This window comes from Pedobacter faecalis, from assembly GCF_030182585.1.
GTDB classification, from domain to species: domain Bacteria; phylum Bacteroidota; class Bacteroidia; order Sphingobacteriales; family Sphingobacteriaceae; genus Pedobacter; species Pedobacter faecalis.
The window spans coordinates 1,071,264-1,096,226 of record NZ_JARXOW010000001.1 but is presented as its reverse complement, the minus strand read 5'-3'; the positions used below and the strand labels follow the sequence as shown (position 1 = coordinate 1,096,226).

20 protein-coding genes are annotated in these 24,963 nt (G+C 46.6%); 11 read left to right on the top strand and 9 right to left on the bottom strand.

Going from position 1 to position 24,963, the window contains the following annotated elements; translation table 11 throughout:
• Positions 1 to 22: 22 nt before the first annotated feature.
• The 5 genes from QEP07_RS04885 to QEP07_RS04865 all read right to left on the bottom strand — a co-directional run bounded on the left by QEP07_RS04885 (position 23) and on the right by QEP07_RS04865 (position 10,804).
• Positions 23 to 3,583, bottom strand: a complete 3,561-nt coding sequence (locus QEP07_RS04885; protein ID WP_285008812.1) for a SusC/RagA family TonB-linked outer membrane protein — start codon at positions 3,581 to 3,583, stop codon at positions 23 to 25.
• 259 nt (positions 3,584 to 3,842) lie between these two features.
• Complete coding sequence (locus tag QEP07_RS04880; protein WP_285008811.1) at positions 3,843 to 4,994, bottom strand: FecR family protein; 1,152 nt, start codon at positions 4,992 to 4,994, stop codon at positions 3,843 to 3,845.
• 91 nt (positions 4,995 to 5,085) lie between these two features.
• A complete protein-coding gene (locus QEP07_RS04875) occupies positions 5,086 to 5,685 on the bottom strand; it encodes an RNA polymerase sigma factor (RefSeq protein ID WP_285008810.1) in 600 nt (199 codons plus the stop codon).
• A gap of 82 nt (positions 5,686 to 5,767) precedes the next feature.
• Entirely contained in the window at positions 5,768 to 8,023 is a 2,256-nt protein-coding gene (locus QEP07_RS04870) for a TIM barrel protein (protein WP_285008809.1), read from the bottom strand.
• Positions 8,024 to 8,110: 87 nt separating this feature from the next.
• The gene (locus QEP07_RS04865) at positions 8,111 to 10,804 is read right to left on the bottom strand and encodes a family 78 glycoside hydrolase catalytic domain (RefSeq protein WP_285008808.1); all 2,694 of its coding nucleotides are present in this window, start codon (positions 10,802 to 10,804) and stop codon (positions 8,111 to 8,113) included.
• Between the two features lie 168 nt (positions 10,805 to 10,972).
• Between QEP07_RS04865 and QEP07_RS04860 the strand changes: the two genes are divergently transcribed.
• On the top strand, positions 10,973 to 11,383 hold the full coding sequence (locus QEP07_RS04860) for a VOC family protein (protein ID WP_285008807.1): 411 nt from the start codon (positions 10,973 to 10,975) through the stop codon (positions 11,381 to 11,383).
• Here QEP07_RS04860 and QEP07_RS04855 read toward each other — a convergent pair whose 3' ends face one another.
• Positions 11,384 to 12,190 (bottom strand): inorganic diphosphatase, encoded by an 807-nt coding sequence (locus QEP07_RS04855; RefSeq protein WP_285008806.1) that lies wholly within the window; start codon positions 12,188 to 12,190, stop codon positions 11,384 to 11,386.
• Between the two features lie 215 nt (positions 12,191 to 12,405).
• Between QEP07_RS04855 and QEP07_RS04850 the strand changes: the two genes are divergently transcribed.
• The 4 genes from QEP07_RS04850 to QEP07_RS04835 are packed head-to-tail and all read left to right on the top strand — an operon-like array spanning position 12,406 to position 15,044.
• The gene (locus QEP07_RS04850; protein ID WP_285008805.1) at positions 12,406 to 12,561 is read left to right on the top strand and encodes a hypothetical protein; all 156 of its coding nucleotides are present in this window, start codon (positions 12,406 to 12,408) and stop codon (positions 12,559 to 12,561) included.
• Between the two features lie 6 nt (positions 12,562 to 12,567).
• The gene (locus tag QEP07_RS04845; RefSeq protein WP_285008804.1) at positions 12,568 to 13,509 is read left to right on the top strand and encodes a YihY/virulence factor BrkB family protein; all 942 of its coding nucleotides are present in this window, start codon (positions 12,568 to 12,570) and stop codon (positions 13,507 to 13,509) included.
• 17 nt (positions 13,510 to 13,526) lie between these two features.
• Complete coding sequence (locus QEP07_RS04840; protein WP_285008803.1) at positions 13,527 to 14,084, top strand: arylesterase; 558 nt, start codon at positions 13,527 to 13,529, stop codon at positions 14,082 to 14,084.
• A gap of 45 nt (positions 14,085 to 14,129) precedes the next feature.
• Entirely contained in the window at positions 14,130 to 15,044 is a 915-nt protein-coding gene (locus tag QEP07_RS04835) for an alpha/beta hydrolase (RefSeq protein ID WP_285008802.1), read from the top strand.
• Between the two features lie 19 nt (positions 15,045 to 15,063).
• Here QEP07_RS04835 and QEP07_RS04830 read toward each other — a convergent pair whose 3' ends face one another.
• Complete coding sequence (locus QEP07_RS04830) at positions 15,064 to 15,942, bottom strand: SDR family oxidoreductase (RefSeq protein ID WP_285008801.1); 879 nt, start codon at positions 15,940 to 15,942, stop codon at positions 15,064 to 15,066.
• 136 nt (positions 15,943 to 16,078) lie between these two features.
• On the opposite strand from QEP07_RS04830, the gene QEP07_RS04825 reads away from it, so the two are divergent.
• The 3 genes from QEP07_RS04825 to QEP07_RS04815 all read left to right on the top strand — a co-directional run bounded on the left by QEP07_RS04825 (position 16,079) and on the right by QEP07_RS04815 (position 19,614).
• Positions 16,079 to 17,101: a WD40/YVTN/BNR-like repeat-containing protein gene (locus QEP07_RS04825; RefSeq protein ID WP_285008800.1), complete on the top strand. Its 1,023-nt coding sequence runs from the start codon at positions 16,079 to 16,081 to the stop codon at positions 17,099 to 17,101.
• Between the two features lie 125 nt (positions 17,102 to 17,226).
• Positions 17,227 to 17,670, top strand: coding sequence for a DinB family protein (locus QEP07_RS04820; protein ID WP_285008799.1), 444 nt, complete (start codon positions 17,227 to 17,229; stop codon positions 17,668 to 17,670).
• A 90-nt stretch (positions 17,671 to 17,760) separates the two neighbouring features.
• Positions 17,761 to 19,614: a heavy metal translocating P-type ATPase gene (locus tag QEP07_RS04815; RefSeq protein WP_285008798.1), complete on the top strand. Its 1,854-nt coding sequence runs from the start codon at positions 17,761 to 17,763 to the stop codon at positions 19,612 to 19,614.
• Here the strand turns inward: QEP07_RS04815 and QEP07_RS04810 are convergent.
• Positions 19,606 to 20,364: an Ig-like domain-containing protein gene (locus tag QEP07_RS04810; protein WP_285008797.1), complete on the bottom strand. Its 759-nt coding sequence runs from the start codon at positions 20,362 to 20,364 to the stop codon at positions 19,606 to 19,608. The two genes, QEP07_RS04815 and QEP07_RS04810, sit on opposite strands and share 9 nt — an antisense overlap.
• Before the next feature lie 122 nt (positions 20,365 to 20,486).
• Here QEP07_RS04810 and QEP07_RS04805 point away from each other — a divergent pair, with 122 nt between their 5' ends.
• The 3 genes from QEP07_RS04805 (at position 20,487) to QEP07_RS04795 (ending at position 23,305) form a co-directional block, all read left to right on the top strand.
• A complete protein-coding gene (locus QEP07_RS04805) occupies positions 20,487 to 22,031 on the top strand; it encodes an ADP-ribosylglycohydrolase family protein (RefSeq protein ID WP_285008796.1) in 1,545 nt (514 codons plus the stop codon).
• A gap of 437 nt (positions 22,032 to 22,468) precedes the next feature.
• Entirely contained in the window at positions 22,469 to 22,894 is a 426-nt protein-coding gene (locus QEP07_RS04800) for a hypothetical protein (RefSeq protein WP_285008795.1), read from the top strand.
• A gap of 165 nt (positions 22,895 to 23,059) precedes the next feature.
• Positions 23,060 to 23,305, top strand: coding sequence for a type II toxin-antitoxin system ParD family antitoxin (locus QEP07_RS04795; RefSeq protein ID WP_285008794.1), 246 nt, complete (start codon positions 23,060 to 23,062; stop codon positions 23,303 to 23,305).
• Between the two features lie 1,034 nt (positions 23,306 to 24,339).
• On the opposite strand, the gene QEP07_RS04790 is transcribed toward QEP07_RS04795, so the two are convergent.
• On the bottom strand, positions 24,340 to 24,864 hold the full coding sequence (locus QEP07_RS04790; protein WP_285008793.1) for a hypothetical protein: 525 nt from the start codon (positions 24,862 to 24,864) through the stop codon (positions 24,340 to 24,342).
• Positions 24,865 to 24,963: the final 99 nt, after the last annotated feature.

Genomic DNA, 24,963 nt, shown 5'->3' with positions numbered 1-24,963 from the left:
TATAATTTTTTGTGTTGACGGTTTAAAAGTTGACTAACAGGGAACCTGTGTATGTTGGCGTCATGTATGACTTGGCGTAGGAGCCGGTAGCTACGCTGTAGTTGTAATCATTAAATCCAACAGTGAATACATTGGAGGCCTGTGCCCTGATTTCGAGGTTGCTCAATTTTACCCGCTTCAGGAATGCACTTCCGCGGAAACTATAGGCCGCAGTAAGATCGCCCAAAGTAAGATAGGAGCCGTTTACCGTATACCTGTCGGTACCCGCCAGGAAGAAGTAATACTGCGCACCCATGGAAGACGTCACATCGGGAAGCATGTTAGGATCGGCCTCGTCGCCAGCTTGTTTCCAATAATTGTCGGCACCCTGGAGGGGGCGAACCATTGAGGCATCGGGGATTGGCACTTTTGTTTTGAAGTTTCCGAAGTAGTTGACCATGGCATAGGCATAGAAGTTGCCGATGTCGACCCGGTTACTGATCCCGAAGTTGATGACAGGGATGGAGCTGCCGGCGTAAGACAGGTCGTCGATGCCCGCGTCGTTGGTGTGATAGCGTTTTGCATTGCCATCTTTATCGTAAATCATCGGATACCCTGTTTCATCGAGTCTGGCATACCGGTAGTTGAATATGGTTCCTACGGCATAGCCTTTCACATAATTGGAATTGGCCCCGGCTACATATTGCCATGACGGACTCTTGTCGTTGATGTTGACGTTGTACACCTGCAATACTTTGCTGGTGTTGTTGGCCAGCACGAAACCGGTATTCCAGTTAAACCTGCGACGGGTGATCCAGTCGGCCTGAAGATTCAGCTCTATACCACGGTTACGTATGGAAGCTTCGTTTATGAGGGCCGACGTACCTCCCTTGGAAGCATCGATCTGATTGATCGCAAGGACATCAGTACTTTGTTTCTGATAAAAGTCGATACCCCCTCGGATTCCTTTGAAGAGCTCGTAGTCGAGACCAAGGTTAAAGTTGCGGGTTTGTTCCCACCGCAGACCACTGTTGGCGTATGCCAGCAGACTTAGGTTTGGAATGGATAGTGATGGATTTAAGGTGTTAAGTCCATCGGATGCAATAACTTCCGGAAGCGCTTCCTTGGCAACGTTGCCGTTAAAACCGTAGGCAGCTCTGAGTTTGAGCGACCGCACCCAGGCCAGGTTTTGCATAAAATCTTCTTTATTAATGTTCCATGCCGCGCCTACCGACCAGAGTGGCTTGTACTTATACTTGGGGTCGTTACCAAAAAGGTTTGACTGGTCTATCCGGATACTACCAGTAGCAGAGTATTTGCTCTTGTAGGAATAAACCAGGTTGGAGTAACCTGATACGTACCTGTCGTCGAGATAGGTGTGTTTGAAAAGGTTGTTATAAGCCTGGGGCCCGTTGATATTGGCGTAAGTTGGACCGAAGTTGTTGGTGATCGCCCTGAAATCAACAGCCTGATTAATCAGGGTCTGGTCGTTATATCCAAAATACGACGCCAGGTTAGAGTTGTTGACCGTTTTACGCATTTCAGCGCCCAGTATAACATTAATCATGTGATCTTTAGCCACTTCTTTATCATAATTGGCCTGCGTCCTTAAGGTAAAACCCTGGGTTGAGGCTGTTGTCTGCTTGAGGAAAGCACCGCGCGGGACGTTGTAAATCAATGCGCCGCCTGTGCCGGGCTTGGTGTAATAATTTACGATCTGGTTGACCTCGGCAGAGTTTTCCGAGGCCAGGTGCCTGATATCGGTCCGGGCGCTCTCGAATACGCCACCTACACTGAAATTAAGGCCATTACCTGTGTTGTACCGGAAATTGGTGGTTACACGGTTATTGCTTCCGCGTGTCTTGTCGCTCACTTCGTTCATTTCCCGAAGCGGATAGTACAGGTTGTCGCGCAATCCGAGCGACATGATGTATTCATTATAAATTGGAGTTACTTTTGAAAGCTGGTACAGGGCAGCCGGATTGCCCGCCGCATCCTGAAAGCGTTCGTATGGCATTACTTTATTGATGTCGGGCAGCGGCACCGTCGTTTTGTTGATGCTCTGTAGATCGGTGTTGAGTTCGACCGACAGTTTATTGGATATTTTTACTGTGCTGCGACCCGATAGACGAAAAATTCCATCGTCATTTTTTACCTGTGTGGCGTTTCTGCCTGTGTAATTGGCCGTAACATAGTACAGGACGCGATCAGTACCGCCGGATAAGTCGAGATTGTAGGTCTGATCTGAAGAACTGCGCAGGAACAGGTCGCTATAGTCGGCAGCATTATTATATGAAGCAAGTTCTGCCAGTTGCCGGTCGCGCTCCTCTTCCGATATGGCGCCGGTTGATGAACGCCAGTGGTGCATGATCAGCACTCCGGGACTGTAATTATTTATGCCGCCTTGTGCCGTTTTATGTCTTGCCCATAGGTTTGCTGCGGCGTTCATATTTTTAATCTTTTCATAATTGGTGACGATCTCCGAGGCATTATCGGCCCAGCGGTAACGGGTGTAGTCTTCTTTGGGCCTGAAGCCTGCGGTGCTTCTGAACTGTACCTGCGTGTTGCCGATTTTTGCTTTTTTACGCTCTACGATGATGACACCATTGGAAGAGCGGGCACCATAAATGGTGGCTGCAGCTGCGTCTTTAAGGACGGTGACGGATTCTATTTCGTTAGGATCAATCATTTGCAGGGAAAGGTCAGTAGGATAGCCATCGAGGATGATAAGCGGACTCTTGTTACCCGTAATTGTAGAGATACCGCGGATCTGGAAAAGGTTGTTGCCTTCAAACGTGATATCGTTATTGATGAGCAGCCCAGGGATCTTGTTCTGCAGTCCGGTTAAAAAATCGGTGGTATTGATCCGGCTCTCGTATTCCTTCCTGTTGAGCACCGATATACTTCCTGTGCTTTGTTCGGGCTTGATTTGCTGGTAACCGGTATTGATGGTAACTTGTATCTCTTCAAGACCTGACACTGAGGCCTTCAGATAGATCTGTAGATTTCCCGGAGGATTTGAAATACTTACTTCCTGATCTTCGTAGCCCACGTAGCTGATCACCAGGATTGCTTTCTCGTCGACCCCTTTAAGGGTAAACTCGCCTTTAGAATCGGTTGTGGTTACCTGTTTCTTGTTTTTAACTTTTACTGATGCTCCGACTAATGGTGTTCCAGACTCGTCCATCACTCGCCCATAGATATCTATGGCCTGGAATCTGTCTATGATCCTGTCGAATATGCTCTTCTCTCTAAGTTTTACCGTTACGATTTTGTTATTGATCGTGTAAGAGAGGGGCTGGTCTTTAAAACATAGCTCCAGGGCCTTTTCGATAGGCACATTTTTAAGATGGAGCGTTACCGGTATCGCATCTTCCATCATTTGATCGCTATAGAAAAAGTCGTAGCCGGTTTGCTTCCTCAGTTCGGTGAATATTTTTACAAGTTCTGTGTTGTCTCTTTTCAAGGTCACATTCTGACCATAGGAGCTGGCACTTACTTGTAAAATTGCGGTCGTTAGTAAGACTATTATTAGCTTCATTACCAGCAATATTTTCGCCATACCCGCTTTCGGCCGGTATAGGCTTTTAATGTAAAATTTCATATTTTTACTTATTACTGTGTAGCGCCTGATACTATCCAAGGTGTGCAGCACTACACAATTGTTCACTAATAGTTGTTTTTGCAATACCCGAGCCCGCTCGGGTGCGCATGAATGCATCTGAACATATCCGGATTCCGGTTGCCACCGGAGTCCGGATTGTTATAAATCAGGCTGCGGGTTAAGGGTCGCTGTTGTAGAGTTTTTTCATGTTTGTTTGGTTTGGTTGATTTATATTAAATAATCATTGGTTCCCGAAGCTTTATTTTGAGACGAATACATGCCTTCCCTCAACACTGAACTTTAATTTCTTTGTTGATTCTATACTGATTAAGACCTCAGAAATATTCTTAGACCTGGAAACCAGCCCGCTGAAGGTTTGGTTCACATCTACATCCGGGTCATAACTGACCTCTACGTTATACCATCTGGCGACCTCGCGCATGATATGTGCTAAGCTTTCACGCTTAAATATGAAATCCCCGTTCTTCCAGTCCACGGTCGCGTTAACGTCGACCGGGCTAACCTGGATAGGGCTCCCGGAAGTTGCAACCGATTGCTGGTTAGGCTTCAGTATCACTTTTCCGTTCACACGTACACTTCCTTCCAGCAGGGTTGTTTTGATGCTCCCCTCATCGGCGTAACTGTTGATATTGAAATGCGTGCCAAGTACCTCTACCTGGTGGCTGCCGCTCTCAACGATAAATGGAATTTCCTGATCTTTTGCGACCTCGAAATAACCTTCGCCCTCAAGTTTAACCTTGCGTTTGCCTTCTTTTGCAAGCTTCGTCGCATACGTTAAACTGGAAGCCGCGTTCAACCAAACTACCGAGCCATCTGGTAGGCGCACCTGGTAAGTCTCGCCCGGGGCAGTAGATAAGGTATTGAACTGGTTTGTTTCGGCATCGGCATCGGTAAGGGTGTACACAAGCTGGCCGTTTGCCGATTTGCTGATCATTACGCCAGCTTCCCGGGCTAGTTCTCCATTGCCCATATTTTTCAGGCTGATCTTCTTGCCATTAGCTAAAGTGAGCGTTGCGCCCTGTTTGCCCGGAGCGATATCATTTGCGTAAGATATTTGATCGGGCTTGTAGTTGAGCCAAATGCCGAACGAAAGAATAATCGTAGCAATTGCTGCTGCGATGGCAATCCGGGGCCATTTGGCGCCGCCCTTAACTATCTTCAAGGTGTTTTTGTCCGACTGATAAATGGCAGAAAGCATTCTTTTTTTTGCTGCCTCATCAAAGGGATTATCTTTCGGTTTAAAGGTGTCCCACCGTGCAGTTATGAGTTGCTGAAGCTCCTCGTCATGCTCGCCCGACCTGGCAAAAGATAATAATTCGCCGGTCTCTGCCTCGGTAGCCTGGTCGTCAAAATATTTGTTAAATAAAACGCTTAGTCTTGTATCTTTCATGTCTTTGTCGGTACCGGTTGGTGCCGATTCGTGATAAAGACGCAGGACTCAAAAAAAGGGGGTAGTGGGCGGAAAGATTTTTTTAAAAAGATCAGGTTAAGATCAAGGGACTGAGAACGACACTCAGTATCACCAGGTCGGTGCCCGACTTAAGTTCTGATTTTATAAAGGCTACCGCATACTGAATGTGCTTTTTTACCGTCTCCGGAGAGATTCCGAGCTGCAAAGCAATCTCATCGTGTTTGTATCGGTCGTGTCTGCTTAAAATATACACCCGCTTTGCCTGGGCAGGGAGTTTATCTACGGCCCTGTCAATCAATTCCCTGTACCGTTCCAGCGCATGCTCGGGTCCGTCGGCCGCAAAATCTTCCAGAAGCATGTTTTCCAGTTCGGCTTTTGCTATACGTTCCTTTGCTTCCTTTCTTAAATGGTCCATGGTACGGTTGCGGCACAAAATAAACAGATAGTTGGTAAAGCTTCCGATCGCTGGTAGGTCAGCCCGTTTCAGCCATATTTTTACAAAGGTATCCTGAACAATTTCCTCAGTGATATCGATGGACTTGGTCAGTTTTAATACATATTCCCCGATAGGCGCGTAATAAGCCTCAAACAGCTCAGTGAAAGCGCGTTGATTACCCGAAGCAATTTCTGCTATGAGTTCTTTCTCATTTTTAAGGGGTTCTATGGCCATCTTTCTGTTCGAATGCTTATAGGCAAAACGGACAGTCCAAGTATAAATAATTATTTACAGATTCTGGTAAAAGTCCGATATCTTACTTGCCCAGCAGACTTTCTACCTGGTTGTAAAGTTTCTCTTTATCGCTCGGTCTCAACATGTTCGGATTCACAACCTTGCCATCGCTCACCAGGATATATCGTGGTATAGCGTAACCCTTACCGTCCCAAAACTTGTTCAACATATCCTGCAGCAGACTTTTGTTTGTTCTCACATGCCATCCATCCAGCTGGTAATATTTGATCATGGTTTTCCACTGCTCGTCTGCCTCATCTTTGTCTGTGGAGATAAACAGCATTTCCACGTTATTACTATCTAAAAATTGAGCCAATTCCTTACCATATTTAAACTCTTCTTTGCATGGTCCACACCAGGTGGCCCACACATCAATAAAGACATCTTTCCCTTTAAATTTGCCTAATAGCTGCTCAAAGGAATCAACTTTTCCATACTCCGGAATGATCTTTTGCTTTGTGCCGGGTTGGGCTTGCTTGCTGGCCAGAAATGACTCGATTGACCTGGCATAAGACTTCATGTATGCCGTGTAAGCACTGTGCGGGTACTGACGCTGAAAGTCGGCAAACAGTTCTAAAAGCACCGGTTGAAATCTGTTCTGCATCATTTCATTACGCACAAAGCTAGCCAGCATAAACTCACGCATTTTTCCTTTGAATGTCTTGGACAGGCCTTCATATTTCAATTTTAGATAAGCTGATTCGTCTTTTACATCCAGCTTTTTACCTTGTTTTAACGGCAAATAGTAGGTCAGATACGTGAAAGCATAGTAGTCGGCATGGTAAAAGAAGTCTGGATTAAAGGTGTTTTGTATATCTTCCAGCGGAAGCTTCGTGTATGCCGCCGCCCACATGCGATCGAGGTCAGCGTTAAGTTTTTTGGTCTCTGAAAAAACGATCATAGGTATGGCAGCCTCCAGGATATTGGCCTGTACCTTCAGGTAATGGTCTATCTCACTGTAAAAAGCGGTCGAGATTTTTTTGGCACTCAGCAGCTTGCTATAGGGCTCCAACTGTGCACGTCTGTCCTGCTCAATCAGTTTGATCAAACCTGCCGCTGTGCTATCTTTCTTATAATATGCTTTGGCAACTGTTTGATAAAATTCCGTATTCCGTTCAGCAAATAGCCTGATCCCCTCCATATTACGATCAACGCTGCGCAGGGGCTTGTCAAGGCTATCGTCGAACCAGATGTTGGTAAGGCCCGGCTCCACAATAATGAAATAACCGTTGATACGAACCCAGGTTGCGCGTGTCAGCGGAACAGAAACGCTCACTGAACTGTCGCGACCCAGTACATGCGCCTTGGCCTGCTGAAAAAACCAGGTGCCATCTAAAGGCGTTTGTATCTTCACGGTATCATCTTTCGAATTCGAAACTTTTATCTTCAACTGAGCTGTCTGTGCTGCTGCTGCGGTGGGAGATGTGGCCGCTAATTGAAGCTGACTGGTCATATACGCTTTGGCCAAAGGAGCTTCCGTTTTCAGATCAGTCCACCGCCCTTCAATAAATATGGGCCCCTGATACTTTATCTTCTGTAGTGCTTTCAGATAGGGTACAAAATCGTCTCCTTTAAAGCCGGGGTAGGTCCGTTCATCCTTCTCCGCGATCTCACAATATTCAATGATTGAACCCGCATCGATAATATGCTGCGCGGGTTCATTTTCTTTTAGCATATGATAGATATCGGCATTAAGCCTAAAGTTCTTATGGTTTACCGAATTAACGATGTAGGCCGCATCTTTTAAGGTCGTGATGAAGTTCGTTTCAGTACTGTTCAAAGCTTCCAGAAATATTTTAACGCCATGTACCTTCGCCAGAACTGCCAGCTTCCCTGATAATTTGATGAAATCTGCGATCGCTTTTTTAACGTCATATCCCTCCGGCAACCTTCTGGCACCACCGCTGCCAAGTACAATGGCATAAATCCCTGCCTGCGATGCCCTGCTGAAAACAGTGTCGGCATAAGCCAGAACCGTTTGCTCATTGACTTTATCACCCGCGATTTTAAGTTGCCCGGGAAAAAAAGTGTTACACATATGCACCTGGCATCGAGCTTTCTTCAAAGCTTGAAGTTTAATGAGAAAGTCAGCCCGCGAAATGTTCGGCGAGAGCAGATTCCCAACGGATTCACCGATCAGATGGAAACCCGACTCGTGGAGGAGAGCATCGTTTTCGAGCGAAGACACAATCCCCAATGCCGGTTTAATCTGGCTTAAAGCAGGGGTACTTGAAGCAAGCAGTATGGCGGTGGATAGCGTATATAACCTCTTGATCATAAACAATATTACACAATTAAGCACCAAGTTATCGTCTCCCGGCAGGGAAATCTACGCAATCGTTGCCGGCACACGATTCTGGAGTGGTTACAGCACTTCGAACTCATGGATGCCCGATTGAAATTCCATGACATACTTGTTGTCTACTTTTCTTGCCTGCAGTTCAGCGCCCGATGTATCCTTTGCCCGTTGCGCCCCGCCGGGTAGTACAAAAGTCGCCGAAGCATTTACTGGTACTTCGATAAGCACTTTCATAGTTCCATTGCCCGAGCGCTTCCATTCTGAGCGTATTCGGCCAAAGGGACTTCTGTACGACGCCTTACAATGGTCCAGCTCAGTGACGGTCTTAGGCGCTATCACGAAGTGGTTCATGCCGGGCGCAGCCTGATCTACTTTTATTCCAGCCAAACCGGTATAAAACCATTCTACTACGCTTCCGAACATGGGGTGACATCTCGAGCCATCTCCGTTCCAGGATTCCCATAGTGTGCTGTTTTTTTCGTCAAGCAGGTAACCAAAGCTTGGGAAATCCTTCTGATTCATCAACTCGTATGCAATATCGTCCCGATCGTTTGCACTCAGCACATTCAAAAGCAGGGGGGTACCCAATATGCCTGAGTCAAAGTGATAATTTATTTTTTTCAAATGCGCCAGCAGGCTTGCAAAGACAGTATCATAGCGTTCTGCTGGTACCAGTCCGAAAGCCAGGGCAAAAACATCTGCGCCCTGCCGGCCTTCCCAGTAGGTCTGCCCGGATGCATTATAGTATGCGGCGTTAAAGTTCTTCTTAATATCCTTAGCTAGTTCCGAAAACTTAAGTTGATCGTCGCCTTTGCCAAGCACGTTTGCAATGCCAGTCATCAGGTTGGTGACATGGTAGAAATAAGCGGTGTTGACCAGTTCCGATGGTACTTCAACATTGCCAGGAGTGCACCAGTCGCCCAAACACCACCCGCCAGGTTCTTCTCTCGATATCAAGCCCTTCTCGTTTGTCCGGGTTTGCAAATACTCCACCCATTGTTTCATGCCGGTATAGTGACGGGTCAGTATGGTGGTATCCCCATAATAATTGAAATATGCCCAAGGCATAATCACGTATGCCGACCCCCAAGCTGGTCCGCCGCCACCACCGCCAAAAGGGGCCGTGTGCGTCACAAAACCCGTTTTCTTATTACGCGCATCGTCCATGTCGTCCAGCCACTTGCGGTAAAATTGCCGCATGTCGTAACTAAAAATAGAGCTTCCCACAATCACCTGCCCGTCGCCCGTGTATCCCAGCCTTTCGCGGTGCGGGCAATCGCTGCTCACGCTTCCATGAAAGTTGGCCTGCTGCGTTTTCAGATAAGCCGAATTGATTTTATTAAAAAACGGATTTGAGCACTCAAACTCACCGTCCGGGACTACCGCTGTGTACACGTCTTTTACCTTGAGGCTTTCCTTATTCAGGGCCACATCTTTCGAAGTCACTTCAATATACCTGAATGCATGCCAGGTAAATTTCGGTTCCCAGGTTTCTGTACCCTCACCTTTCAGAATATAGGTGTCAAACTGTCCGTAATCTTCGGCTTCTTCACTTACATATCTTATTTTCAGCGTGCTTCCCGCTTTTCCTTTTACCTCGATGGACGCCCAGCCAGCTACTGTTTCGGGCAAGCTGTACCGGTACACCGAGTCGTTCAACTTCCCGTCAAATGTCGGAACAAGCGTGCGCATCACTTTATCGAAAGGCGCTGTTTGTGGGTGCAGACTGCCCGTAGGTGCCCGAACAAGCGTCGCCGGCTTCCATTTTGCATCCTGGTACCCTGCGCTGGCCCAGTTGCCCAGTTCCAGTCGCGCATCATAAATCTCTCCCGTAAATATTCCATCCTTCAGCAGAGGTCCTGTACGCGTTTTCCAGGTTTCGTCGGAAACTATCGTCGCTTTGCTGCCGTCGGTATACAGAATTTCCAGCTGGAAGATCAATCGTGGCGTGTCGTACCACATATGGCCCTCCACCGTGCGGTCGCGCTGGTTGTACCAGCCATTGCCAAGTTGCATGCCTATCGCGTTCTTTTTTAAGTTCAGTGCGGTTGTAACGTCGAAGGTATTGTAAAACACGCGTTGTGTCGACTGGTCGTCGTAGGGGTAAAGCAACCTCTTTAGAGGTCTTCTATCGTAGTTGGTCACCGCAGGCGCCAGCACCTGATCGCCAATTCTTTTCCCGTTCAGAAATAGTTCATAAAACCCCAAACCACTCACATAAACCGTTGCTTTTTGTATTTCTTTTCCTGCCACGAACTCTTTGCGGAAATACGGTGAGGGATAAGTTATCGCCGAATCCGGAAAGGGCGTTGGCGCCGTGCCGATCCATTTCGCCTTCCAGTCGCCCGCAGCTAGCAAGCCCATGGTCCAGGATGCCAGTGCGCTCCATTCTGATGGCTCATTGTTTTCATCCCATACCATCACCTTCCAGAATAATGTCGTCCCTGAAGTAAGAGGCTTACCCTTATATTGAATTTGCGTGGAGTTGGCCGACTTAAGCATGCCAGTGTCCCAATAGTCACCTTTTTCCTGCTGCAGCAATGCCAGGCTGCTGGCTACCAGCACACGATAGGCGCTTTGACGCTTATCTTTCTCGTCAGAAGTTAGTTGCCAGCTCAATACCGGTTGTAAACGATCGATGGCAAGGGGATTAGAAAGCTGCTCGCATTCCAGTCTGCCAATTTTTACCGGCGAGGGCTTTGCAAATGCGGTCCCGACCGTCAACAAAACGGACATCAGACAAAAAAAATAGGTTCTCATACAGTGTGTTTAAGTTGGTGTATTCTGCAATACGGGGTACAATATACAAAACCTGAGTTTGGAATAGGAGAGATGTGTTACGGAATCGCCCCCTTTAATTGTCATAATCAGACAGCCCAAAATGGAGCTTGTCCTGCTATCTTTGGATTAATCAAAATGATAACACTTATGGCAACTCAGATTTTTGTGAATTTACCTGTTGAGGAGCTCAACCGCTCCGTAGAATTTTTTACTAAGCTCGGTTATACCTTCAATCCGCAGTTTACCGACGAAAAGGCAACTTGTATGATCATCAGCGACACCATATATGTCATGCTGCTTACCAGGCCATTCTTTCAAACCTTCACCAAGAAAGACATTGTAGATGCACATAAAGCCGTGGAATGCACCATTTGCCTCTCTTGCGAAAGCAAGGAGGAGGTCGACCAGATCGTAGAGAAGGCGGTTGCAGCCGGCGCCACAGTTCCCAATCCGGCTAGCGACCACGGGTTCATGTATCAGCATAGCTTTGAAGACCTTGATGGCCACCACTGGGAGTTTGTCTGGATGAATACGGAAGCCTCGTCAGAGCAGATGTAGCTACCTAACGGTTTGCGCTTTGGAACTCCGGATCAGGATTTCTTCCTGACCGAGGTTCTCTTCAAGCTCCTCTTTAAGGTTTTTCCAGAAGGCTTCGTCGTAAACAGCGGCCATGACCTCAAAAATGACCAGGTCATCTTTCTGCTCCCGGCTTCGTCCCGTGTCCCATAAGCCCTGGGCCGGGCTTCGTGTGTACATGGTAACCCCACCAAACTTTTTGACCAGTTGCTTTTGCAGATTGCTGTAAACGCGTTCGGGAAAGGCTCTTCCGGCATTGTCTTTTAAGGGCAGAAAGATCTCAAACAGCAGCGTAAGCTCAAGCTGGTCACGGCTTTTTTCGACCAAAGCCAGGGCCTGCGCAGCGGATATCCTCCTCTTCACTTTAAATACCTTACCTGCCTGCGCGTTATAATTTTTAAAAAACTCCTCGATCTCGTTGAGCATGCCCTTAGGGAGATCGCTCAGCCTTGTCACTGAGCTGTACGTGGCTGAGACGACGGGTACGGCAATAACCCGGTCGTTGGTCATTACGGTACCGTCGCGTTCGGTTTGCTCGGCCAGCAGACCGCCAATAATCCGGCAGTCGACCGCGCAGCCCGGAAAGCAGGCCAGTTCGGAAATTAGCAAAACATCCATCGGATCGCCATCGCCGCCAACAGTGCCCGGCAGAAATCCGAAATCGAAGGGAAATACAAGGCCTGCAGGCATTACCTTTTTAAGCTTAATGCTGCCCGATCCCGGATCAAAGTCATATTTATGTGCCGATCCGCGTGGCGTTTCAACAATGGCCGTAACGGTTTCTTCCACAGTTCAGGCCTAGTGCTTGCGTTTATTAAACCTGATGAACAGTATGATGGTGAGTATCACGATAAAGAGTCCGGTAAGCAGTGGAATGATCATAATTTCTAAAATTTAGTTTTTTCATTAACATCTGCTGCGCCCGAATGGTTTACCCGAAGGCAAGCCATTCCTAAACTTTTAAGGGCTTATGATTGTTGTTTTTCTGAAAAAACACTACAGCTATGGAAAATTACGAAGAAAAAGAACAGCAGAACGCTCCGCAAAAAACTGAGGAACAAGCCGGTAGTAACCAGCAAAGCGAACACTCCAATAAGGAGTGGGACGAGCATATGCAAATTGATGAAGAGGGTAACGAAGTAGGTCCTGAAGATCAATAAAAACATATGGATAGAAAAAAAATCACCTTTAAGGGAATCTGGGAGCTACTCAAGAATGCTTTTACTGGCTTTGGCGATCACAAGGTCACCAAGCTGAGTGGTTCCCTGGCTTACTACACGGTATTTTCGATGGCTCCGCTGCTCGTGGTTATCATCTCACTTTGCGGAATCTTTTTGGGCGAGGAAGCGGCCAATAACCAGATATACGGACAGCTAGCCGGATTTATGGGAAAGGAAACGGCCTTACAGTTGCAAGAGATCGTTCAGAAGGCCGCCATTGGCAATAAAGGTACGATTGCCTTCATTATTGGTATTGTTACCTTGCTGGTTGGTGCTACCACAGTCTTTGCCGATATTCAAGATTCTATAAATACGATATGGGGCTTAAAACCTAAACCAAAACGCGGATGGCTTAAAATGCTGCAAAACCGCTTCCTGTCGTTTTCAGTAATCATAAGCCTGGCTTTCCTGTTACTGGTATCGCTAGGTATTACTTCGCTTCTCGACGGGTTCAGCTCAAGGCTTCAAGCCCGCTTCTCGAATGTGTCGGTCGTCTTGTTTTACATCATCAATCAGTTGGTTACGCTTGCTGTAGTTTCGCTCATTTTTGGGGTCATCTTTAAAGTGCTTCCCGATGCGATCATCAAATGGCGTGATGTGACCTTGGGTGCAGTAGTAACTGCGCTACTGTTTATGCTGGGCAAATTTGGTATCTCCATCTATATCGGACAAAGTGACGTCGGCAGCACTTACGGCGCTGCCGGTTCCTTGGTTATTTTGTTATTGTGGACTTATTATTCGTCTATTATCCTTTACTTCGGAGCGGAATTTACCAAAGCTTATGCGGTGGCCTATGGTTCAGAAATCCGTCCTTCACATTATGCCGTGACTACAAAGGAAGTGGAGATTGAAACGGGAAATAATTCCGTTCAGGACAACGAAAAATGACGGTTATCGACTAACTAATGAAGCGCATACTTTTTTTCGGAAATAGCCTGACGGCGGGTTACGGGCTTTCCAACGCCCAAGAACAATCATTCCCCTCCTTAATTCAGCAAAAGATTAACGAGTCGGGCTTGCAATATGAATGCATCAATGCCGGCGTGAGCGGAGATACCTCCGCTTCGGGCCTCGCGCGGCTCGGGCTCTATCTGCCAAATCCGATGGATATCTTTGTGCTTGAGCTTGGCGCCAACGATATGATACGCGGTATCAATCCCAAAACAACAGAGGATAACCTGCAGCGCATTGTCGATCGCGTTAAGGCTGCCCATCCTGAAGCTCAGTTGATGCTGCTGGGCATGCAGTTGCCCTTGTGGGTGCCCGGCGAGCGTGCTGCAGAATTTCGCATGCTTTACAGTAATATGGCCATTAAGAACCAAATGACTTTTGTGCCCTTCCTGCTTGAGGGTGTTGCGGGGATCCGTCACCTGAATATGCACGACGGCATACATCCTCTTGCCGAAGGGTATGTAATCATTGCGCAGAAGGTGTGGCCGGTCCTTAAGCCTCTGCTTCGCTGATCATTTCAGGAACAATATTTGATTGGTTTTCAGAAACATCATGTTATGAAAAACACAATTGGTATACTAACCGTCCTCTCCCTGTTTATCCTCTCATCTTGTAAGAAAGATAAAAAAGTAAATCTGGAAGCCCAGGTAATCACAGATGTCAGTTATGGTACGGACAGCAGGCAAAAGATGGACGTATATCTGCCCGAAGGGCGAAATGAGAATACACCGGTCATTGTTTTTCTGCATGGTGGTGGCTTTGTGGCGGGCGATAAGTCGGATTTTTCCGGACAAAGCAGTCAGCTTTCAGCCAGAGGATTTGCGGTGCTCAATGTAAATTACAGATTGGTAGACATAGACGGTGTTTTAAGCACACCCATAGTACACAAGCCGAGTGCAGTAAAGATTTCCGATCAGCTTCTGGACATTCAGGCAGCTGTGAACATGGCCGTCTCAAAGCGTGGCGACTGGAAGATCAGCTCAGATAAATGGGGTATTGCCGGACATAGTGCGGGAGGTACCCTGGCATTGTTGTACGCGTATGGCGACAGGAACTCGGACAATCGTGTTAAAGCAGCGGCCAACTGGGCTGGCGCTACCAATTTTGCATTTCAGGATGAATCTGAGGTGAGGGCGCTTGACCCAAGGATTGCTGAAGTAATCTACCGTGCCGTAGGTGCCGAGCCTGTGCAGGCAAATATTCTGGCTTACATGGCGGTAAGTCCGCTTTGGCTGGCCAACCAGGGAAAGGCCAGAGCAACCATCAACATACGGCCCGAATCTAATGTGGTGGCAGATTTGCCTGATGGCAGTAAGAATGAATACCAGCAGTTTACCAATATCTTAAACAGCAAGGGGGTCGACAATAAATGGGTAGAAGTATCGGGTGCGGATCATGGCTTTTCAAAAGCGGGCAACTGGGACCTGGTGATCAGCGAAACTTCTGCTTTCTTCCAGGCCCGGTTGCGTTAGCTTTAAAAATCGTAATATATTAGATCGTTACACGGCCACCTGTTACCGGAATGGTAGCTCCTGCAATGTAGCTGGCGTCTTCCGAGGCTAGAAACACAAAGGCTGGAGCTACTTCAGCAGGCTGTCCGGGGCGGCCCATTGGTGTGTCCTGTCCGAACGTTTCTGGCTCAGGCATGGTCGACGGGATAAGCGGGGTCCAGATCGGTCCCGGAGCTACGGCATTTACCCGTATGCCTTTACCGTTTTGCAGCAGAATCTGCGCAAGGTTGGAGGTAAAATTTTGTATCGCACCTTTTGTAGCGGCATAGTGCAGCAATTGAGGGCTAGGTGAATAGGCGTTGACGGAGGTAGTGTTGATGATGCTGCTGCCTGGTTTCATATGCGGTTCGGCGGCTTTGCACAGGTAAAACATTGCAGTGATGTTGGTCTGAAATACCCTGTGCCATTCTTCAGCCGATATTTCCTCCATCGACTCCCTGGCCATCTGGTAGGCCGCATTGTTCACCAGGATATCTATCTGGCCAAATTCCTTAACGGCCGTGTCTATAATATACTGGCAGTGCGTCTCGTCCTGGATATCGCCCTTCACCAGGATAGCCTTCCGCCCTGCTTCTTCCACTAGTTTGGCCGTCGATTGTGCGTCTTCATCTTCCACATCGTCCAAATAGGCGATCAGGACGTCTGCGCCTTCACGGGCATACGCAATGGCCACGGCGCGCCCTATGCCAGAGTCACCGCCCGTAATGACGGCTTTTTTTCCGGCGAGTTTACCGCATCCTTTGTAAGTTTCCTCCCCATGATCGGCAAGGGGCTTCATGTCGCGTTCTCTACCCGGCGTTTCCTGTTCCTGCTCGGGAAAAGGCGGCTGCGGGAATTTTTCTGTTGGATCTTGTTGCATAGTCATAGGTATAATGAATAATAGGGTTAACTTGTGAGGTTAACAACAAACAGCAGGTACAGGTTTCGATAAATTACATAAACAGCTTATGGATTTATGCGTTTAATTGCAGAAATTGGGGCAGATAAATATTGTAATGATGCGATACCTCCTGTTATTTATCCTGTTTCCTTTCCTAGCGTCCGGCCAGAAGTATGAGCTCGTCGAATTAACCGCCGAAGCGGCCTCAAGTATCAGAGGTATGTCGGTCGTGAGTGATCAAATTGCCTGGGTGAGCGGAAGTGCTGGTAGCGTTGGTAAGACACTCGACGGTGGAAAAACCTGGTCCTGGTTTAAACCTGCTGGTTACGAGCAACTGGATTTCAGGGATATTGAAGCTTTCGATGGTAAAAGGGCCGTGATCGTAAATGCCGGATCACCTGCCTTTATACTTACCACCCGCGACGGCGGCAAGACCTGGAAGGAAGTCTACCAAAACCGTGACTCTGCCATTTTTCTGGACGGCATGGCTTTCTGGAACCAGCGTGAGGGATTAATTTTCGGCGATCCGATTAATCATAAGATGCAATTGCTAAAAACGAAGGATGGGGGAGGTTCCTGGAGCGATGTGTCCGGTAGTTTGCACTTTCCGCTTGCCGAAGGTGAGGCGGGCTTTGCAGCCAGTGGCAGCACCATACGCGCCATGAAAGGCGGGAAAGTCTGGATAGCCACAGGCGGTAAGGTATCCAACATCTACGTAAGCAATAATTACGGTTCGTCGTGGTCGGTCTACCCCTGTCCCATCTGGCAGGGCGAAAGCAGTACAGGCGTGTTCTCTATGGATTTCCTGGATAAGAAAAGAGGTATCGTAGTAGGCGGCAACTATGTGAAGGACAAGGAGAATGCGAACAACATACTACTTACTTACGATGGGGGCAAAACATGGAAGAAGCCGGTTAGTCCGGTGAAAGGATATCGTTCAAGTGTTCTGTATATAAATCCAAAACTGGTCCTGGCTACAGGTACTTCGGGTACCGACATCTCTGAAGATGGCGGACTTAATTGGAGCAGCCTTTCACCGCTTGGTTTCAATGTACTTGGCAAAAGCAAAAATAGCCGGTTGATCTTGCTTGCGAACGGCAAGGGACAGGTGTACCAGTTGCGTCGCAAAAAAAGTTAGATTTTTTTTTAAGTCAGCACAATATTCCCTGTATTTGTCGTTTATATTACTGAGAGCGTTAATTTAGATAGCGGGGATGCGACGGAATGTTGCATTCCCGTTTTTTTATTTTCTAGATTAGCCGCATGAAAACATTCTTCGCTGAGCTTTTTACTTATAACCGCGATATGAATCAGAGGGTTATAGCCCTGCTTTCTGACAATCGTGAGCAAATTGGCTCAAAGTCGGTCCTGCTTATGTCGCACATCATCAACGCACAGCGCATCTGGAACTTCAGGATCAGTCTTGAGGGCGCACCCTTTGGCGTTTGGCAGGAGCATCCTATCGACAGTCTCCAGGCGCTCGATCAGGAGAATTATGAGCGGAGCCTGGAAGTTCTTTCGTCTGAAGACTTAGAGAGAATGGTAAGCTATAAAATGAGCACTGGTGTTCCTTTTGTGAATTCCGTGCGCGACATCCTTTTTCATGCAATAAACCACGGTACCTACCATCGCGCACAGATCGCTACGGATGTAAAGGTACATGGGGTGAGTCCGCTGCTTACCGATTTTATTTTTTATAAACGCTAAGCCCATTTGGCAAAATGTAAGGCGCAGGCACTTTTCCACCACCGGCGCCCGTTCACCGATTCATGGAATGGTTTTTGAAAAACATGAGGCATGATTAAAGGTAAGATCCCGTTGCTGACCGCTTTCGCCATTCTTGTGGTTATGCTCGTCCTGGAATATGGTTTCGGGGTTATTCCTGCGTTTCCGGTCAACCTGATCATTTATCTTGCCGCCTATCTGCTGGCGGGGTATAACGTGCTCGACCTGGCTTTCAGAAAGGCCCGGCGACTGGATATTTTTAACGAGTTCTTTTTGATGAGCGTGGCAACTATAGGTGCCTTCAGCATTGGTTCTTACAGCGAGGGGGTGGCCGTAATGGTATTTTATTCCATAGGCGAATGGTTTCAGGATGCTGCGGTAAACAGGGCCAAACGCAGCATTAAAGCTTTGCTCGATGTACGACCCGATCAGGCTACGGTATTGCGGGAGGGCAGGTTTGTCGAAGTCCCGCCAGCTAATGTGCAAATCGGGGAAGTGCTGCAGCTCAAAGCGGGAGAGAAGCTGGCCCTGGATGGCCGACTGAGATCGGAGTATGCATCTTTCGATACTGCCGCGCTAACCGGTGAGAGCGTACCGCAGATGATCGAAAGAGGGGGACAGGTACTTGCCGGCATGATTAACCGGGAGAATGTGGTAGAGGTAGAAGTAAGCGCCTTGTTTCGCGACAGTAAGCTGAGCCGTATACTGGAAATGGTGCAGGATGCGACGGCGCGTAAATCCCAGACCCAACTTTTCATCAGCCGTTTTGCAAAAGTGTATACGCCTGTTGTATTTGCTTTGGCAGTGCTGGTTTGCTTTGTGCCTTATTTGGTGGTCGGCGACTACAGCTTCCGCGAGTGGTTCTACCGTGCCCTTGTGTTTCTGGTGATCAGTTGCCCATGTGCCCTTGTCGTATCTATCCCGCTTGGTTATTTCGGAGGTATCGGATTGGCATCCAGGAACGGCATCCTTTTTAAGGGATCGAACTTTCTGGATGTGATGACCAGGGTGGACACGGTGGTGGTGGACAAAACCGGCACGTTGACTAAAGGCGTATTCAAAGTCCAGGAGGTGGTGCCGGTGGCTTTGCCTGCACAGGCCATTGTTTCCCTAGCTGCTGCGGTGGAAGCAAATTCTACCCACCCTGTGGCACGAGCCATAATAGCGTATGCGTCGGAGCAGGGCAGTTGGAGTCTGGCGGAAGATGTGCGTGAAATACCTGGCCACGGACTGGCTGGCAGGGCGGGCGGAAAGCAGGTTCTGGTAGGTAATACCAAATTGCTCTCCAGCTTTGAAGTGTCCTATCCGCGAGAAATTGAGGCTTTAAGCAATACGACCGTGGTTGTGGCGATAGAGGGATCGTATGCAGGATACATAACCGTAGCAGACGAGGCTAAACCCGATGCCGGACTTGCTATTAAAGAGCTGCGTAACATGGGCATTGACACCATTATGCTGTCGGGCGATAGACAATCGGTGGTAAATCAGGTAGCACTTGCGCTGGGTATAGACCATGCCTACGGGAACCTGCTGCCCGAAGACAAGGTGCGGCACGTAACGGAGCTTAAGGCTGAGGGCAGACGCCTGGCTTTTGCCGGTGACGGGGTTAACGACGCACCGGTGGTAGCACTCGCCGATGCAGGTATCGCCATGGGCGGTTTGGGAAGTGATGCTACTGTGGAGACCGCCGATATTGTGATTCAAAACGATCAGCCGTCAAAGATCGCCATGGCCATCAGAATTGGCAAACTTACCCGGCAGGTAGTCTGGCAAAACATAACCATGGCGCTCGTTGTAAAAGTGGCTGTGCTCGCCCTCGGTGCAGGCGGTGTGGCAAGCTTATGGGAGGCCGTTATTGCCGACGTCGGCGTGGCCCTGCTCGCCATACTGAACGCCGTACGTATACAGCGGTCCGACTTATCTTAGTCTTTTAACAAGCTTTCCTGAATACGCCTCAACCAAAGCCCTGGCTTCCCCTAACGATCTTGTACTTGCCGTTGTTCTTTCAGGATCCTGGATATACACTGCGGCAAAGCCAACATTCGGGTGTTCTCCGATGGCAACAATGGTTTGTCCGAATGCCAGGTAGGCCAAGTCATTAGTTTCTCCTATGTACGCATAGCGTTCCAGGTAGAATTTAGCAAGTTCGTCAGAAGTCAGTGCCGAAGTCTTGAATACTGCCATTGCGCCAAGCAAGGTTCCGTTCTCAAAAGCGTAAAGTACGTTCTGTATTTTGTTATTTTCGCCTATATACAACAACCCGTCCGCCTCTTCTCCGTTCGGGGCTAAAAGTCTTTTTTCCTTGGTCTTGATTACCGCTTTGCTGGCGGTAAAATCTACATAAGGCTCTGTAAAAAAGGTGGCGTAGGGGGTTACGTCCACAGTTGCGGTAAGTACCTCTTCTCCACGTTTAGCAGTGATGGTGGTGGTGCCGATTCTCTTTGCTTTGAAGAGGCCTGTGCCGCCAATTGTTCCGGTACGCTCGTCAGACGAAGTCCAGTTGACCGTAGCGCCATCAACAGCTTGGCCATCCAGGGTAACTTTAAACTGGTGTTCCTTATCGAATTTCAGTGAAAGTTCGTGGAGGTCGAGCATCAGTTTTGGAGTACTTTCTTTTTTACTACAAGCTACAAACAGGATCGAGAGCGTAACGAGCGCTAATAATTGTTTTTTCATTCTTAAGGTATATAAATGGTAATGGTTTAAGATCCGAATGTACATAAAAGAAAAGGATTTTATTACATTTAGCTTTAGGTAGCGCCTGCGGGCGACTACTTGAAACCAAATAGCACACACAAATGAAAAAAGTATTACTATGGACGTTCAGCGTCCTTTTTACCTGCTGTGCCTCAGCATTGGCCCAGAAATCCACATTTACATTAAGTAAGGATAAGCTTAAAGACAAGATTAAAGGCGGTTGGGCCGGACAAACCATCGGAGTAAGCTTTGGAAGTTATACCGAGTTTCAGTACAACGGGACTTTTATCCAGGATGAGCAAACCATACCCTGGTCGGCCGGATACGTAAAGAAACTTATGATCGAATGGCCGGATCTTTTTGATGACATCTATATGGACCTCACCTTTGTGGATGTATTGGAAAGACTGGGCTTTGATGCGCCTGTGGATTCCTTTGCGCATGCTTTCGCCACAGCGCCATATAACCTGTGGCACGCCAATCAGGCCGCCCGTTACAACATATTAAATGGTATAAAGGCACCGCAGAGCGGGCACTGGCTTAATAATCCGCATTCCGACGACATTGATTACCAGATTGAGGCCGACTTTGCGGGGCTCATGCATCCGGGCATGCCCAACGCGGCAAGTAAGATCAGCGACCGCGTAGGCCACATCATGAACTATGGTGATGGCTGGTACGGCGGCGTTTATATGGGCGCCATGTACAGTCTGGCGTTCATCTCAAGCGATGTGGACTATGTGGTTAGCGAAGGTTTGAAGACAATCCCCAGGGAGAGCACATTCTATCAGTGCATCGCAGATGTGATTAGATGGCATAAAAAATATCCGTCAGACTGGAAGCAGACCTGGTTTGAAGTCCAAAAGAAATGGTCGTCTGAGAACGGTTGCCCCGAAGGAATCTTTGCGCCACTAAACATCGATGCAAAGGTTAACGCCGCTTACGTGGTCATGGGCCTGTTGTACGGCAAAGGAGACTTTACCAAAACCATGGAGATAGCCACGCGTACCGGGCAGGATTCAGATTGTAACCCCTCATCAGCGGCGGGTATCCTGGGCACCATGATAGGATATATCAACATACCGCAGTATTGGAAAAAGGGATTGGAGGGCGCTGAGGATATGAATTTCAAATACACCAGCATGTCGCTCAACAAAGTTTATGAAACGAGTTACCAGCATGCCGTAAAATCCATTCTGCTCAACGGCGGAACAGAAGCCGGTCAGAACATCAGCATTGCTGTTCAAAAGCCGATGGTTGTGCAGTTGGAGCAAGGTTTTGCAGGATTGTATCCGGTTGAGAAGCGGACCTTGCATACCACAATGGGGGTGACCTATGAGTTTGATTTTGAAGGTACCGGATTCGTTTTACGCGGCGCTGCAAATAAAAACCGCAATGACCTACCTGACTTCACTTATGAAGCCAATGTATATATAGACGGGCAACTGATGGAAACTGCGCATTTATCTACCGCATTCCATTTGCGCAGACACGACATTACCTGGCGTTATCAACTTCCGAAGGGCAAACACCACGTGAAGATTGAACTGGTTAAGCATCATGGCGACTACCATATCAGGCTTTGGGACTGCTTAATATTCAGCGACAAGCCTGCGGATGGCATTCATAAACATGTGGATAAATAGGAAAAGGAAACTTTTTGCCCTTGGTCTGACACTCTTACCTGTTCGGATACTAGTCAGCCACCAGACAGCTATTAACCAGCATATAGATAGCCGACACTGTTCAATCGCTTGTCAACGTCGGTGTAATAAAAGATGTATATAGCTTGCCTGATGCCAGGCGATATAAGGGATAATTATTCCGGGATGTACGCCTCTGAATATATCGCGCGCTATTATTTGAGATAAGACTGTTTGGTTTTTGCAATTCTGAAAAATCGTTCGCACATTCGTTGTGCGAACTGATAATCAACAGAATTCTAATTTAAATTACAGAGGCAGTTATAACAATTATTTATTAACAATATTCCCAAGTGAGCGGTAGCCCCGCATCAAACATATCTCTGTAAGGAGTTGATTGTTGGTTCGCAGCACTTGGGATGTTTTTTTAAAAAATTGTTATGCGAACCAACAATTGTAAAAACAACCAGCTCCCTGATCAGGTCGTAGCTGTAGTGAACTCAACCGATGACGTATTCGTTAAAATGGAAACCAGCCAGCATGTTAATCTCAAGCTGCGGTATCTGAATGCCGAACAAGTTAGGCGGCTGATAAAGATGTTCGACAGCGCTGAAGCGTATGCAGAAAACTTTAGTGCGCTAAAAGCGATAACCAGGGGTCTTTATAAGCTTATAGAAGATAGTCCGGATGACCAGAGCCGCATAGCTCGTATGTTTCGCACTGTCAATAATATGCAGGGCGCACTCCTGCTCGATAATGCAGACGAGGTTGAACGTATAGTTAGTCGGAGCGGATTGATGCCTGATCCGTGGGGCGGCTTCAGCGGGCGAAACTCAAAGGGTGATACACTATACCCGGGCAGCTAAGAGATGCTGAGATTGAATTAACGCTCTTATTTTGAAGTTGAACTAACTTACTTCCAGAGATTTTGAACATCCACTTTATGCCCCCCGGGGCGGCTTCCATAGGGTAAGCTAATTCAATTATTTTTTTGATACCAATTGTTGGTATATTTAAAAAGCGAAAAAATTATGGCAAGGAACAAGTCAACATTGTTGGGTGATTATCTTGATAGCTTCGTTAGCAAGCAAATTCAAACAAGCAAATATTCTTCAGCGAGTGAAGTGATTAGAGCCCCGTTGAGAATGCTTGAGCATTTAGAAACCAAAAAAGCTGAACTCCTAAAGGAATTAAAAAAAGGCGAAAAATCGGGATTTGCGAACTCATTTGATCGGAAAAGCTTTTTAGCAGATATGCACAAAAAGCATTCAAAATAATGAAGTATAAATCAGTAACAAGGTACTAAATGACCTCGAAATATCTGGACATATCCTTTTGAAAATTGGTCAGTAGGACAAGCAGATTGGTATTTCGAATTGCTAATGAATGAAATGCAATATTATATATTAGAAACGTAGGCATTTTTATATATTTAACTAAGAATTATGTGTAAATGATAGTCACTTCATAGCATGATAGACCTAGAAAGACGAAAAAAGCTTGCCCTGCACTTGAGACATCTTTCCGTTGGACTGATTTCCAACGATGATTTTGAAGAGAATCTAATTGATGATGTAACTCATGGCTGGCTACCAGAGCAATATTATAGATCTAAACATGCGAAATCTGATGATGAGATTATTCAACCAATGCTAGAACTTTGTTGGGGGCTTTATGATGACACTAGGAACCATAAGCTGAAAGGGACCGATAAACTTTCTAACGAGAGTTTAAAAATAATTGCACGATGTATATTTCTTACAAAGCGAGCAAGAATATGGATGGCCATATTTCGATACTGACAATCCATTACTTAAATTTTCTTTAGGAGAAGTAATCATCACGATATTATCCCTAGGACAATACTATAGGGATAAAAAGAAAGAACAAGAAATAGCGTTTGCTGAATTTAGAAAACTCGGAAATTTCGAAGTGTGGCCTTTTGTCAACGAAGATAAATACCAAGAACAACTAAAACTACAACCATTTCTTCAGGGTCCATAAGATTGCACGAAAGTATACAAAAATAGCATTTCCAATTGCCTTTGTTGATTTCTGCATTTTGAAGATATCAATTATGTAGAGACCGTTCGGTCAATCTATTAATTTAGCACTTACATAGATTTATAAAAAATAAAACCCCGGAGTCACGGGTTACTACGGGGTTTCAAAGTACACCTAAAAGCTCAAATTTCACATAATTTCCAAAATGATTTGCAACTTCTTATCAATACGATATTAAAAAGCTAAAGATATAGACGGCAACGGGATTATATCGTGTTGTTTTTGAAACTTTAGACTATGAAATAATTTATTGTTCGCCGATGATTTCAATTTTATCGGTATTACAATCATAAGCCATAACTAAATGTCGTTCCCAATTTAAAAATTCATCACATGTAAATTCAAGCTTGGAGTTATTCCATTGTTTAAACTGAATCATATCCATTTCAATATCACAATCAATACGTTTCTTATTTGATATACTAGTAGATATTTTTTCAATATGATAATAATCTGCGATAATGAAGTCACCTTTGGGTGAAGATGCCAAGGAATGATACTGTGGTTGATCTTCTATTTCAGTTTGGTTCGCTAAATCCCTAGTAAGTTGAAATAGGTAGTCTGATGTCAGTACTAGAATTATGTTATTGATTGTAGAAATAGCAACTTGACGAGGAAATCCTCTAAATTGTCCGCACCATTCGCTGTAATCGTCATTTATAAATTTGATGTATGACCAACTCTGAGAGTTCCAGGGACTTTCATTATCATATATTTTTTCAGAAAACTCACCTGAATAAGGCTGACTAATGATTTGAGCATCAATTATCATTTAATTTATTTTTACAATGTTCATAAAGATAACACAGCAGGAATAAAATACAAAAGCCCTTTTTCGAAAAGAAAAGGGCTTTTAGATGAAAATCCTAGA

Bases quoted from the DNA above. Each gene is read 5' to 3' on its own strand.
- QEP07_RS04885 (WP_285008812.1), bottom strand. From the start codon at position 3,583: ATGAAATTTTACATTAAAAGCCTATACCGGCCGAAAGCGGGTATGGCG.
- QEP07_RS04880 (WP_285008811.1), bottom strand. From the start codon at position 4,994: ATGAAAGATACAAGACTAAGCGTTTTATTTAACAAATATTTTGACGAC.
- QEP07_RS04875 (WP_285008810.1), bottom strand. From the start codon at position 5,685: ATGGCCATAGAACCCCTTAAAAATGAGAAAGAACTCATAGCAGAAATT.
- QEP07_RS04870 (WP_285008809.1), bottom strand. From the start codon at position 8,023: ATGATCAAGAGGTTATATACGCTATCCACCGCCATACTGCTTGCTTCA.
- QEP07_RS04865 (WP_285008808.1), bottom strand. From the start codon at position 10,804: ATGAGAACCTATTTTTTTTGTCTGATGTCCGTTTTGTTGACGGTCGGG.
- QEP07_RS04860 (WP_285008807.1), top strand. From the start codon at position 10,973: ATGGCAACTCAGATTTTTGTGAATTTACCTGTTGAGGAGCTCAACCGC.
- QEP07_RS04850 (WP_285008805.1), top strand. From the start codon at position 12,406: ATGGAAAATTACGAAGAAAAAGAACAGCAGAACGCTCCGCAAAAAACT.
- QEP07_RS04845 (WP_285008804.1), top strand. From the start codon at position 12,568: ATGGATAGAAAAAAAATCACCTTTAAGGGAATCTGGGAGCTACTCAAG.
- QEP07_RS04840 (WP_285008803.1), top strand. From the start codon at position 13,527: ATGAAGCGCATACTTTTTTTCGGAAATAGCCTGACGGCGGGTTACGGG.
- QEP07_RS04835 (WP_285008802.1), top strand. From the start codon at position 14,130: ATGAAAAACACAATTGGTATACTAACCGTCCTCTCCCTGTTTATCCTC.
- QEP07_RS04830 (WP_285008801.1), bottom strand. From the start codon at position 15,942: ATGCAACAAGATCCAACAGAAAAATTCCCGCAGCCGCCTTTTCCCGAG.
- QEP07_RS04825 (WP_285008800.1), top strand. From the start codon at position 16,079: ATGATGCGATACCTCCTGTTATTTATCCTGTTTCCTTTCCTAGCGTCC.
- QEP07_RS04820 (WP_285008799.1), top strand. From the start codon at position 17,227: ATGAAAACATTCTTCGCTGAGCTTTTTACTTATAACCGCGATATGAAT.
- QEP07_RS04815 (WP_285008798.1), top strand. From the start codon at position 17,761: ATGATTAAAGGTAAGATCCCGTTGCTGACCGCTTTCGCCATTCTTGTG.
- QEP07_RS04810 (WP_285008797.1), bottom strand. From the start codon at position 20,364: ATGAAAAAACAATTATTAGCGCTCGTTACGCTCTCGATCCTGTTTGTA.
- QEP07_RS04805 (WP_285008796.1), top strand. From the start codon at position 20,487: ATGAAAAAAGTATTACTATGGACGTTCAGCGTCCTTTTTACCTGCTGT.
- QEP07_RS04800 (WP_285008795.1), top strand. From the start codon at position 22,469: ATGCGAACCAACAATTGTAAAAACAACCAGCTCCCTGATCAGGTCGTA.
- QEP07_RS04795 (WP_285008794.1), top strand. From the start codon at position 23,060: ATGGCAAGGAACAAGTCAACATTGTTGGGTGATTATCTTGATAGCTTC.
- QEP07_RS04790 (WP_285008793.1), bottom strand. From the start codon at position 24,864: ATGATAATTGATGCTCAAATCATTAGTCAGCCTTATTCAGGTGAGTTT.